The organism is Pseudomonas sp. G5(2012) (assembly GCF_000408945.1).
Lineage (GTDB): Bacteria > Pseudomonadota > Gammaproteobacteria > Pseudomonadales > Pseudomonadaceae > Aquipseudomonas > Aquipseudomonas umsongensis.
The window spans coordinates 25,478-36,848 of the sequence record NZ_APIO01000094.1 but is presented as its reverse complement, the minus strand read 5'-3'; the positions used below and the strand labels follow the sequence as shown (position 1 = coordinate 36,848).

Below are 11,371 nucleotides of genomic sequence, written 5' to 3'. Positions count from 1 at the left end.
CTCCTACAGGTGTACACATAACCCTGTAGGAGCTGCCGCAGGCTGCGATCTTTGGCGGTTAAGCAGTTTTCCAGGTGATCTCTTCTTCACCGTCGGCGCTGATGCGAATCCAGCGATCCGCCGTCTCTTCACCTTCTTCCTCGACCCAGCTACCCGGTGCGCAGCGCACTTCGACGTTCAACGCGGCAAAGGCAGCGCGGGCGCAGGCGATGTCGTCTTCCCACGGCGTCTGGTCGCTTTCCAGGTACAGGCTGTTCCACTTTCCTACGGCCTTGGGCAGCCAGGTCACCGGCACGTTGCCGGCCTTGCACTTGTAGGTCTGGCCTTTCTGGACCCAATCGGTGCACGGGCCCAATGCCGCGCCGAGCCAGGCCGAGATGGCCTTGTGGTCGACGTCGGCGTCTTTCAGGTAAATCTCGATATCGGGTTGGCGCATGGATGTCCTCACTGCGTGTCTGAAAAATCCATTCGCGGATTTAGCCGGTCTTGAGCCGTTGCCCAAGACCAAAAATGGTTGAAGTTATTGAAGTACGAAGTAATCGTAGCGCATCGATACGGTGACTTCGAAAGGCTCGACCTGCTCAATGACTGCTGCCCGGCGCTCGGCACTGGCGCGCCAGCCGTGGGGGGTCATGGCCAACAGGTTCGCCCGGTCCTGACCACTGGCAAGCGTCAGTTTGAACGTCAGGGTCTCGCTGTGAGCCAGCGCCATGCCTTCAGGCACCAGGTCCAGGTGCTTGTCGTCGATGTACTCGCGGACTTCGTCGTACAGCCGCTCACGCAGCTCCATCAGGTGGCCGCTGGTCGGACCGACTTTCATCAGGCCGCCGCCGGGGCTGAGCAGGCGCTTGGCTTCGTCCCAATCCAGCGGGCTGAAGACGCTGGCCAGGAACTGACAGCTGCCCGATGCCAGCGGCACGCGGGCCATGCTGGCGATCAACCAGGTGAGCTTGGGGTTGCGTTTACAGGCGCGCTTGACCGCTTCCCGGGAAATGTCCAGGGCGTAGCCGTCGGCGTCCGGCAAGGCGTCGGCGATTTGCGCGGTGTAATAGCCCTCGCCACAACCGATATCGATCCAGCGCTGTGGCGCGTAACTTGCCGCCAGTTCCGCCAGGCGCTTGGCCACCGGCGCGTAATGGCCGGCGTTGAGGAAGTCGCGGCGGGCTTCGACCATCGCCTGGTTATCCCCAGGATCGCGGCTGTTCTTGTGCTGCACCGGCAACAGGTTCAGGTAACCCTGGCGCGCACGGTCGAAACGATGCCCGGCGGGGCAGGCCACGCCGTTGTCCACCGCGCTCAGCGGTTCACTGCAGATCGGGCAAGCGAGCATCAGGCGAGCAACTTGATCAGGGTCTGGTAGTAGATTTCGGTCAACACATCGAGGTCGGCCGCCAGTACGCGCTCGTTGACCTGGTGGATGGTCGCGTTGACCGGCCCCAACTCGACCACTTGCGTGCCCATGGTCGCAATGAAACGGCCGTCGGAAGTGCCACCGCTGGTGGAAGCCTGGGTTTCACGACCGGTGATGTCCTTGATGCTCGAGGACACGGCGTCGAGCAGCGCGCCCGGTTCGGTGAGGAACGGCAGGCCGGACAGTGCCCAGTCGATGTGCCAGTCCAGGGCATGCTTGTCGAGAATGTCGGCGACACGCTTTTGCAGGCCTTCGACGGTCGACTCGGTGGAGAAGCGGAAGTTGAATACGGCGACCAGGTCACCCGGGATGACGTTGGTCGCGCCGGTGCCGGAGTTGACGTTGGAAATCTGGAAACTGGTCGGCGGGAAGAAATCGTTGCCGTGGTCCCAATGCTCGGCGGCAAGTTCCGCCAGCGCTGGAGCGGCCAAGTGGATCGGGTTCTTGGCCAGGTGCGGGTAGGCCACGTGGCCCTGTACACCACGCACGGTCAGCTTGGCGCCGAGGGAACCGCGACGGCCGTTCTTGACCACGTCACCGACCAGGGTGGTGCTCGACGGTTCGCCGACGATGCACCAGTCCAGGCGCTCCTTGCGTGCGACCAGGCGTTCAATCACGGCCTTGGTGCCATGGTGCGCCGGGCCTTCTTCGTCGCTGGTGATCAGGAAGGCGACCTTGCCCTTGTGATCCGGGTAATCGGCGACGAAACGCTCGGCGGCCACGGTCATGGATGCCAGGCTGCCTTTCATGTCTGCCGCGCCACGGCCGCAGAGCATGCCGTGTTCGTCGATGACTGCGTTGAACGGATCGATTTGCCAGGCGGTCACGGGACCTGTCGGCACCACGTCGGTGTGACCGGCGAAGCAGAGTACCGGGCCGTCGTGTTTGCCGTGGGTGGCCCAGAAGTTATCCACATCTTCGATGCGCATCGGTTCCAGCATGAAACCGGCATCGCCCAGGCGCTGCATCATCTGCTTCTGGCAATCGGCGTCGACCGGCGTCACGGACGGACGGCGGATCAGGTCGATGGCGAGTTGAAGGGTCGGCGAAAGGTCGGCGTGGGCCGTCATGGGAAACTCCGGAAATCATGAATGTGGGCGCGGACCCACTGTGGGAGCGAGCCTGCTCGCGAAGGCGGCGTGTCAGTCAACATAAACGTTGATTGTTACAACGCCTTCGCGAGCAGGCTCGCTCCCACAGGGATCAGGTCCGGCCATTGGGCCGTAGCCCCTGCAAAATGGCGGTTATCTTAAAGCAAAACGGCGACCATTGGCCGCCGTTTAGTGCATCGGTGAAGATTTAGACCGCTGGCGCCGTTTCGGTTTCGGCGGTCGGCTTCGGCAGGGAGGAGAGGAACGCCATGATCAGCGCCGCCAGGTACGGCAGCGACTGTACCAGCAGCATGGTTACCCAGAAACGCATGTCGTTGCTCGGCATGCCGTTCACCAGGTAGATCCCCAGGGCCGCGCCCCACAACAGCAGCATGATGAACACCTCTTCACGGGCCTCGGCAATGGCCACCCAGAAGCCGTGGCTATCGGCATGCTTCGGCGTGCGGATGAACGGAATGCTGCTGGTGAAGAAACCGTACAACACCGCCTTGGCGATGGTGTGCGACAACGCAAGTCCCGCCAGTGCCGCGCAGAACGCATCCTTGAGGTTCACCCCCACCGCCCGTCGGTAGAGGAAGATGATCTTGCCGACCTTGAACACGAACAGCGCCAGGGGCGGGATCGCGAAAATCAGCAACGGCGGATCGACCCGCTGCGGCACGATGATCATCGCCGCCGACCACAACAGCGCGCCGACAGTGAAGAAGATGTTCATGCCATCGGCGACCCACGGCAACCAGCCCGCAAGGAAGTGGTAGCGCTGGCCGCGGGTCAGCTCGGTGTCCTTGCCGCGCAGCAGGCTGCGGGTGTGACGCTTGATGATTTGGATCGCGCCATAGGCCCAGCGGAATCGCTGTTTCTTGAAGTCGATGAAGGTGTCGGGCATCAGGCCCTTGCCGTAGCTGTCGTGGTAATACGCCGCCGACAGGCCTTTTTCAAACACTCGCAGGCCAAGCTCGGCGTCTTCGCAGATGCACCAGTCGGCCCAGCCCAGTTCCTCGAGCACCGAGCGCCGGGTCATGGTCATGGTCCCGTGCTGGATGATCGCGTCACGGTCGTTACGGGTAACCATGCCGATGTGGAAGAAGCCTTTGTATTCCGCGTAGCAGAGCTTCTTGAAGGTGCTTTCGTTCTGGTCGCGGTAATCCTGCGGCGACTGCACCACGGCGATTTTCGGGTCGGCGAAGTGCGGCACCATGTGCTTGAGCCAGTTGGGGTGCACGCAGTAATCGGAGTCGATCACCGCGATCACTTCGGCATCCTTGGCGGTGTGGGGGATCAGGTAGTTCAGCGCACCGCCCTTGAAACCGGCCAAGGGTGCGACGTGGAAGAACTTGAAGCGTGGGCCGAGGGTTTCGCAGTAGTCGCGCACCGGTTCCCAGACCGCCGGGTCCTTGGTGTTGTTGTCGATGATCAGGACTTCGAAGTCCGGATAGTCGAGATTGGCCAGGGCGTTGAGGGTCTCCTTGACCATCTCCGGAGGCTCGTTGTAGCACGGCACATGGATCGAGACTTTCGGTCGATAGTTCGAATCACCGACCACCGGCAGGAATTCCCGGCGCCGTTTGTGGATCCACACGGCTTCGGCCAGTTCGTGGGCCTCGGTCAGCAACACGATGAACACCCCAAGTGCACCAAGGGCGAGTAGGAAGCCCACCGTCAGGCTGAACCAGGTGCTGTATTGCTGGCTGTAGTCATAACCGATCCACACCAGCACCGAACCGCAAAGGAACGCGATAAAAGTCAGGAAGGTGCGACCACGTTGGCGCAGGGCCGAGCCGTCGATCATCAGCAGGGTCAGCGACAGCAGCGCCAATACCACCGAGCCAATGGCCAGCACGCGCCATTGCGGGATCGCGACCACCGGGCCTTCGAAGTTGAATTTCTGTTGGCGTGCGGCGTTGAACACACCCCAGTAGGCGCCTACCGAACCTTCGTCACTGGCCTTCCACGGCTGGTCGAACGCTTCGATCACGAAGTAGTTGAAGCCCTGGCGGTTGAGCTTGTTGACCAGGGTTCGCAGATAGATCGCCTGGTCTGCCGGCGACGCATCGGCGCCTCCGCGCATGCGGCCGTTGCTTGGCCAGCCCACTTCGGAAAGTAGCAGCGGTTTTTTCGGGAACATCTTTTTCAGGTCGCGGGCCCGGTCGAGGACGAACTGTCCCGCCTTGTCCATCGGGATGAACTCCCAGTAAGGCAGCACGTGCGCGGCAATCAGGTCGACGTGCTTGGCCAGTTCGGGGTGTTCTTCCCAGACGTGCCACTGTTCGGACGTAGTCACCGGCACCTTCACAGCGGCGCGGACGCGATCAAGGATCACACTCAGTTCGGCAGCGGTGATTTCCTTACGGAAAATGGCTTCGTTACCTACAACGACGCGCACGACGCTGCGCGAAGAATTGGCGATTTCGATGGCACGGGTGATTTCCCGCTCGTTGCGTTCCTGGTCCGGGCTGATCCAGATCCCCAGTGTCACCCGCAGGCCAAACTCTTCCGCCAGCTTGGGAATGTTTTCCAGCGTACCGTCGACCGAGTAAGTACGGATGTTGTCCGTCAGCTTGCTCATTATCTCCAGGTCACGACGCATTTGATCGTCGGTTGGATACTGCTCCTTCTGTGGGAATTGACCCTGCTGGAAAGGTGAGTACGAGAAGCCGGAGATCTGTTCGGGCCAGTTGGGAGCGGTTACCGGGCGATTGATCAGCGCCCAGAAACCGGTAAACAAGGCAGCGATGGCGAGCACCACCACCAGGTTGAGTCCAAATTTACGCGATGACATAGTTATTTCGGGTTCCAAAGACTGTGGAACGAAGGAACGGTCGGACCGCCAAGGGGGGCGAATCCTACACTAGGCATTCTCTGAACCTATAGCGGACAGGGAATTACCCGACATTGGGCAATTCACTTTCACATAAGTTCTTACACTAACCGCTCGAACCCTAAAATTTCGTGCGACGAAGCCCTATACTGCGCGCCGGTTTTTGAGGTGATGGTCATGAGTACAGAAGATCCGCGGTTTGCAGGCATCGCCCGTTTGTATGGCATCGAGGGCCTTGAGCGCCTGCGCGCGGCGCATGTGGCGATTGTTGGCGTCGGTGGCGTCGGCTCCTGGGCGGCGGAAGCCATGGCCCGTTGCGGTGTCGGCGAGATCTCGTTGTTCGACTTGGACGATGTCTGTGTCAGCAACGCCAACCGCCAGTTACACGCATTGGACAGCACCGTCGGCAAACCCAAGGTCGAAGTGATGGCCGAGCGCTTGCGCGGGATCAATCCCGATTGCACGGTGCACGCGGTGCCGGATTTCGTCACCCGCGAGACCATGGCCGAGTACATCACGCCGAACATCGATTGCGTGATCGACTGCATCGACAGCGTCAACGCCAAGGCGGCGCTGATTGCCTGGTGTAAGCGGCGCAAGATCCAGATCATCACCACCGGCGGTGCGGGCGGGCAGATCGATCCGACGCTGATCCAGGTCTGCGACCTCAACCGTACGTTCAATGATCCGCTGGCGTCGAAAGTGCGCTCCACCTTGCGCCGCGACTATGGCTTTTCGCGCACCGTGACCCGTCATTACAGCGTGCCGTGTGTGTTCTCCACCGAGCAACTGCGCTACCCGAAACCCGATGGCAGCATTTGCCTGCAGAAGAGTTTCGTCGGTGATGGTGTGAAGCTTGACTGCGCCGGTGGTTTTGGCGCTGTGATGATGGTGACGGCGACCTTCGGCATGGTCGCGGCGACCAAGGCGGTGGACAAGATCGTGGCGGGTGTGCGGCGGCCGGCGGAGCGCGTCAAACCTTCCTGACTGATCATTTCCACGCAGAGCGTGGGAATGATCAGTCAGGCGGCGAGTTCACGCATCCGTTGTAAAACCGCATTCAAGCCATTGCTGCGCGACTGGGACAACTGGCGACCCAACCCCAGCTGATTGAACCAGTCCGCCAAGTCCACCTGCTGAAGCTCATTCGCCGACAACCCGTTGACCCGCGCCAGCAGCAACGCCACCAATCCGCGAATCAACCGTGCATCACTGTTGGCCCTGAACTGCCAGTGGCCATCCTTCAGTTCGCCCACCAGCCACACCTGGCTTTCGCAGCCGTGCACCCGGTTGGTGTCACACATTTCTACTTCGTTCAGTACGGGCAGGCGCTCGCCCCACTGCATCAGCAGGCGCGCCCGTTGTTCCCAGCCCGGCAGATCTTGAAAGGCTTGCAGCGCGTCCACGGCTTCAGCGGGAAGGCTCATCGCAATAACTCCAGTGCTTGATCCAGCGCTTCAAAGAACCGTTCCAGGTCTTCGGAGTCGTTGTACAGCGCCAACGACACCCGAATCGCTCCGGCCAGGTGCAGGCTTTTGAGCAGCGGCATGGCGCAGTGATGACCGGCGCGGACCGCAATGCCCTGTTCGGTCAGAAGGTGCGCCAGATCCGAGTTATGTACACCTTCGATGGTGAAGCTCGCCAGTGCCACTTGCGGCTTGCCCAACAGGCGGATGCCATTACGTGCAGCGAGCCCCTTGAGTAGATAGTCATGCAGGGCCGATTCATGGGCGCAAACAGCGTGCTGATCGAGCCCGGCAAGGTAATCCAGGCTTGCCCCCAGTCCAATGACGCTGGAAATCGGCGGCGTGCCGGCTTCGAATCCCAGCGGAGCAGGGCGGAAGCGGGCGTCATGATAGTTGGCATCCAGCACCATTTCGCCGCCGAACTGCCAGGGGCGTAGCTGTTGCAGCGCTTCATGGCGCCCAAACAACACGCCCAGGCCATCAGGGCCATAGAGCTTGTGGCTGGAAAATACATAGAAGTCGCACCCTAGCGCTTGCACGTCATGCCGACCATGGACCACGCCCTGGGCGCCGTCGATCACGGTCAAGGCGTTATGCGCCTTGGCCAGCGCCAGCAGCGGGGGCAGGGGTTGCCAGGCGCCGATGACGTTGGACAGCTGGCTGACCGCCAGCAGCCGCGTGCGTGGGCCGATCAACCGTCCGGCAGCGTCAAGGTCGATCACACCGTCGGCATCCAGTGGCAGGATCACCAGGTTTAGCTCGCGGCGCTGCGCCAGTTGCTGCCACGGCAGCAGGTTGGCGTGATGTTCCAGGGCGCTGATGACAATCTCATCGCCTGGATTGAAAAGATGTTCCAAGCCATAGGCCAGGAGGTTCAGCGCGGACGTCGCGCCATGCGTGAAGATGATTTGCCCGCGGTCGCCGGCATGGAGCCATTGCGCGGCTTTGCGCCGACTGTCCTCGAATGCTTGGGTCGCATGGGCGCCGGGCAGGTGTTGTGCCCGATGCACGTTGGCCGCGCCGTTGGCGTAGTAATGCGCCAGGGCATCGAGCAGGGCTTGCGGTTTTTGCGTGGTGGCGGCGTTGTCCAGATAGGTCTGGCCTTGCCGTTGCAGGGCGGCGATGGCCGGAAAGTCGGCGCGCCAGGGGGAGAGAATCGTCATGTTGTTCGGCCTTTACGCCTGACCCTTGTAGGAGCGAGCATGCTCGCGATGGACGCCTGGACGACACGGGGTGTCTGGTGCCCCGCGTTATCGTTGACGTTCATCGCGAGCATGCTCGCTCCTACAGGAATCGACTGACGCTTAGTTGTGAGCGTGCAGCGCTTCGTTCAATTCGATCGCCGATTTGTGGGTCTTGCACTCCACGGCACCGGTTTGCGAATTGCGACGGAACAGCAGGTCGGCCTGGCCGGCCAGCTCACGGGCCTTCACAACTTTCACCAGCTCGTTGTTCTCGTCCAGCAGCGCCACCTTGGTACCGGCAGTCACATACAGGCCCGACTCAACGGTGTTGCGGTCGCCCAACGGGATACCGATACCGGCGTTGGCGCCGATCAGGCAGCCTTCGCCAACCTTGATCACGATGTTGCCGCCACCCGAGAGAGTGCCCATGGTCGAACAGCCGCCGCCCAGGTCCGAACCCTTGCCGACGAATACGCCAGCGGAGACGCGGCCTTCGATCATGCCCGGGCCTTCGGTGCCGGCGTTGAAGTTGATGAAGCCTTCGTGCATTACGGTGGTGCCTTCGCCCACGTAGGCGCCCAGGCGCAGGCGCGCGGCGTCAGCGATACGCACACCGGCCGGTACGACGTAGTCGGTCATTTTCGGGAACTTGTCCACCGAGAACACTTCCAGCAGCTCGCCGCGCAGGCGGGCTTCGAGTTGATGCTCGGCCAGTTCGGACAGGTCGATGGCGCCCTGGCTGGTCCAGGCTACGTTTGGCAGCAGCGGGAACACGCCAGCCAGGTTCAGGCCGTGTGGCTTGACCAGGCGATGAGACAGCAGGTGCAGCTTGAGGTAGGCCTCAGGCGTGGAGGTCAGTTGTGCGTCTTCGGCCAGGACAGTGGCGACCAGCGGCTTGTGGCTCTCGGCCAGGCGGGTCAGCAGGGCGGCCTGGGCAGCGTCGACACCTTTCACGGCTTCAGCCAGTTGCGAAGCTTGCGCGGTGGTGAAGGTGATGGCCTGGTTGCCTTCGGTGTAGCCCAGGATCGGCGCAATGGCAGCGACCAGTTCGGCAGACGGGTTGAGCAATGGCTGTGCGTAGAACACTTCCAGCCAGGCGCCTTGACGGTTTTGAGTGCCGACACCAAAGGCCAGGCTGAACAGGGTAGTGGACATGTTGATACCTCTAGCAAATTGAAACGGGCTGCTTACTTGAGCGCGGCCGCGTAGATATCTGGCTTGAAGCCAATCAGGGTTCGGTCACCGAGATCGAGCACCGGGCGCTTGATCATCGAAGGTTGTGCGAGCATCAGTTCGATGGCTTTCGACTGGTCGAGATCGGCTTTGCGTTCGTCGTCGAGCTTGCGAAAGGTCGTGCCTGCACGGTTTAACACCACTTCCCAGCCGTGCTCGTTGCACCATTGGGTCAGGTGTTCACGATCGATACCGACCGCTTTGTAATCGTGAAAGTCATAGCTGACAGCGTGTTCATCAAGCCAGGTGCGCGCCTTTTTCATGGTGTCACACGCCTTGATGCCGAAAAGGTGCAACGTTTTACTTGAAACGGTCAAGGAATCGCCCCCTTTACAGGTGTTGGAAATAAAAGGTGCCGGATTATGCCATGGCCGGATGGTTTCGCGGCGGCTGTAGGACAAAACCCCTGGGAATACAGTTGTGACAGGGTGCGACATAGGTGTAAGGGCAAGCGCACAGTCTAAGCGGCTAATATGGCACTTCAATGCTGTCGATTGTCCGGGAACCACGCTTTATGCAAACCGCCTACACCGTTCTGATTCTGTTGATGCTGGTAGGTGTTTCGCGCCTGCTCGGACGGGTGATCCCACTGCCGTTGCCGTTGGTGCAAATTGCCGCGGGTGCCTTGCTTGCCTGGCCGACCCTCGGCCTGCATGTGGCGCTGGATCCTGAATTGTTTCTGTTTCTGTTCCTGCCACCGTTGTTGTTTTCCGATGGCTGGCGCATGCCCAAACGTGAATTCTGGCGTTTGCGTGGACCGATCCTCACCCTGGCCGTGGGGTTGGTGCTGTTTACCGTGGTCGGTGCCGGGTATTTTATTCACTGGTTGCTGCCGACTATCCCGTTGCCGGTGGCGTTTGCATTGGCGGCGGTGCTGTCGCCCACGGACGCCGTGGCGGTGTCGGCGATCTCTCAGAATCGCTTGCCGACGCCCTTGATGCACATGCTGCAGGGCGAGGCGTTGATGAACGATGCCTCGGGTCTGGTGACGTTCAAGTTCGCCCTGGTGGCGGCAGTGACCGGGGCATTTTCGCTGGCCAACGCCAGTGTCACCTTTGTATTGGTGGCGGTCGGCGGTCTGGCCATTGGCGTGGCGTTGAGCTGGCTGGTAGGGCGCCTGCGCTCGTGGATGATCGCCCGTGGCTGGGATGACCCGGCCACCCACGTCGTCTTCATGTTGTTGCTGCCATTTGCCGCCTACGTGCTCGCCGAACGCGCGGGAGCGTCGGGCATTCTGTCGGCGGTAGCGGCGGGGATGATGCAAAGCTGGCTCGATCTGCTGCCGCGCCAGACCAACACGCGGTTGCTCAATCGCAGCGTCTGGTCACTGCTGGAGTTCGCCTTCAATGGCTTGATTTTCCTGCTGCTGGGCTTGCAGTTGCCGGACATCATCAAAGCCGTGGCCAGCCATGAAACTTCGCTGTGGCCGACGCTGTTTTATCGCTGTGTCGATGTGCTGGCGATTTTCCTGGTGCTGCTGGTGTTGCGGTTCGTCTGGGTGCAGAGCATCTGGCGCCTGTCCATTGTGCTGCGGCGCTGGCGCGGCAAGGATGAGATCACCCGGGTGCCGAGCGCGCGCTCCTGCTGGTTACTGACCGTTGGTGGCGTGCGCGGGGCGGTAACATTGGCGGGTGTGATGTCGGTGCCAATGTTCATGGGGGCAGAGGCATTTCCCGAGCGTGACCTGCTGATCTTCATCGCTGCCGGGGTGATTTTGCTGTCGTTGATCGCCGCGTGCGTGGCGTTGCCGTTGCTGCTGCGAGGCATCGAAAAAAGCCCGGACGACAAGCGCCGCAATGAAGTGCGCGACGCCTGGCGCAAAACCGCCGAAGCGGCCATTCATGCCCTCGAAACCGAAGAGGTCAACCCACAGGACGCCGCTCAAGCGGCGCTGGCGGTAGAACTCAAGGCGCGGATCATGTCCGAGTATCGGCATCAGCTTGAAGTATTCAATGACTCGGCCGAAGCCCAGGCACTGGCCTTTCAAATGGACTTGCTGGAACGGCGCCTGCGTTTGAAGGCCCTGCGAGCGCAGCGCCTGGAGTTGTATAGCCTTAGTCGTCATCACCAGATTGGGGATGACGTGTTGCGCGAGGTATTGGGTGAGCTGGACTTGAGTGAGGCTAAACTGGGGGCGGTAAAGTAAG

The 11,371-nt window shown here is 61.2% G+C and carries 10 protein-coding genes; 2 read left to right on the top strand and 8 right to left on the bottom strand.

Annotated features, from left to right (window positions below; translation table 11 throughout):
• Positions 1 to 58: 58 nt before the first annotated feature.
• The 4 genes from PG5_RS25120 to PG5_RS25105 form a co-directional block, all read right to left on the bottom strand.
• Positions 59 to 436: a hypothetical protein gene (locus tag PG5_RS25120; RefSeq protein ID WP_020799880.1), complete on the bottom strand. Its 378-nt coding sequence runs from the start codon at positions 434 to 436 to the stop codon at positions 59 to 61.
• A gap of 84 nt (positions 437 to 520) precedes the next feature.
• Positions 521 to 1,330 (bottom strand): putative RNA methyltransferase, encoded by an 810-nt coding sequence (locus PG5_RS25115; RefSeq protein WP_020799879.1) that lies wholly within the window; start codon positions 1,328 to 1,330, stop codon positions 521 to 523.
• Positions 1,330 to 2,481 (bottom strand): succinyl-diaminopimelate desuccinylase, encoded by a 1,152-nt coding sequence (gene dapE, locus PG5_RS25110; protein ID WP_020799878.1) that lies wholly within the window; start codon positions 2,479 to 2,481, stop codon positions 1,330 to 1,332. The genes PG5_RS25115 and dapE overlap by 1 nt, the downstream gene beginning before the upstream one ends.
• A gap of 229 nt (positions 2,482 to 2,710) precedes the next feature.
• Positions 2,711 to 5,302 (bottom strand): glycosyltransferase, encoded by a 2,592-nt coding sequence (locus PG5_RS25105; RefSeq protein ID WP_020799877.1) that lies wholly within the window; start codon positions 5,300 to 5,302, stop codon positions 2,711 to 2,713.
• A gap of 216 nt (positions 5,303 to 5,518) precedes the next feature.
• Between PG5_RS25105 and tcdA the strand changes: the two genes are divergently transcribed.
• Complete coding sequence (gene tcdA / locus PG5_RS25100) at positions 5,519 to 6,328, top strand: tRNA cyclic N6-threonylcarbamoyladenosine(37) synthase TcdA (RefSeq protein WP_020799876.1); 810 nt, start codon at positions 5,519 to 5,521, stop codon at positions 6,326 to 6,328.
• Positions 6,329 to 6,363: 35 nt separating this feature from the next.
• Here the strand turns inward: tcdA and PG5_RS25095 are convergent, their stop codons facing one another.
• The 4 genes from PG5_RS25095 to PG5_RS25080 all read right to left on the bottom strand — a co-directional run bounded on the left by PG5_RS25095 (position 6,364) and on the right by PG5_RS25080 (position 9,541).
• Positions 6,364 to 6,768 (bottom strand): SufE family protein, encoded by a 405-nt coding sequence (locus PG5_RS25095; protein WP_020799875.1) that lies wholly within the window; start codon positions 6,766 to 6,768, stop codon positions 6,364 to 6,366.
• Positions 6,765 to 7,970, bottom strand: coding sequence for an aminotransferase class V-fold PLP-dependent enzyme (locus PG5_RS25090; RefSeq protein WP_020799874.1), 1,206 nt, complete (start codon positions 7,968 to 7,970; stop codon positions 6,765 to 6,767). Before PG5_RS25090 ends, PG5_RS25095 begins: the two co-directional genes overlap by 4 nt.
• Before the next feature lie 141 nt (positions 7,971 to 8,111).
• Positions 8,112 to 9,146, bottom strand: coding sequence for a 2,3,4,5-tetrahydropyridine-2,6-dicarboxylate N-succinyltransferase (gene dapD, locus PG5_RS25085; RefSeq protein ID WP_020799872.1), 1,035 nt, complete (start codon positions 9,144 to 9,146; stop codon positions 8,112 to 8,114).
• A 32-nt stretch (positions 9,147 to 9,178) separates the two neighbouring features.
• A complete protein-coding gene (locus PG5_RS25080) occupies positions 9,179 to 9,541 on the bottom strand; it encodes an ArsC family reductase (protein WP_008057297.1) in 363 nt (120 codons plus the stop codon).
• A gap of 197 nt (positions 9,542 to 9,738) precedes the next feature.
• Between PG5_RS25080 and PG5_RS25075 the strand changes: the two genes are divergently transcribed.
• Positions 9,739 to 11,370 (top strand): Na+/H+ antiporter, encoded by a 1,632-nt coding sequence (locus PG5_RS25075; protein ID WP_020799870.1) that lies wholly within the window; start codon positions 9,739 to 9,741, stop codon positions 11,368 to 11,370.
• Position 11,371: the final 1 nt, after the last annotated feature.

What these genes read in the sequence shown, in the direction of transcription:
- tcdA (WP_020799876.1), top strand. Translation starts at nt 5,519, where the DNA reads ATGAGTACAGAAGATCCGCGGTTTGCAGGCATCGCCCGTTTGTATGGC.
- PG5_RS25095 (WP_020799875.1), bottom strand. Translation starts at nt 6,768, where the DNA reads ATGAGCCTTCCCGCTGAAGCCGTGGACGCGCTGCAAGCCTTTCAAGAT.
- PG5_RS25090 (WP_020799874.1), bottom strand. Translation starts at nt 7,970, where the DNA reads ATGACGATTCTCTCCCCCTGGCGCGCCGACTTTCCGGCCATCGCCGCC.
- PG5_RS25120 (WP_020799880.1), bottom strand. Translation starts at nt 436, where the DNA reads ATGCGCCAACCCGATATCGAGATTTACCTGAAAGACGCCGACGTCGAC.
- dapE (WP_020799878.1), bottom strand. Translation starts at nt 2,481, where the DNA reads ATGACGGCCCACGCCGACCTTTCGCCGACCCTTCAACTCGCCATCGAC.
- dapD (WP_020799872.1), bottom strand. Translation starts at nt 9,146, where the DNA reads ATGTCCACTACCCTGTTCAGCCTGGCCTTTGGTGTCGGCACTCAAAAC.
- PG5_RS25115 (WP_020799879.1), bottom strand. Translation starts at nt 1,330, where the DNA reads ATGCTCGCTTGCCCGATCTGCAGTGAACCGCTGAGCGCGGTGGACAAC.
- PG5_RS25075 (WP_020799870.1), top strand. Translation starts at nt 9,739, where the DNA reads ATGCAAACCGCCTACACCGTTCTGATTCTGTTGATGCTGGTAGGTGTT.
- PG5_RS25105 (WP_020799877.1), bottom strand. Translation starts at nt 5,302, where the DNA reads ATGTCATCGCGTAAATTTGGACTCAACCTGGTGGTGGTGCTCGCCATC.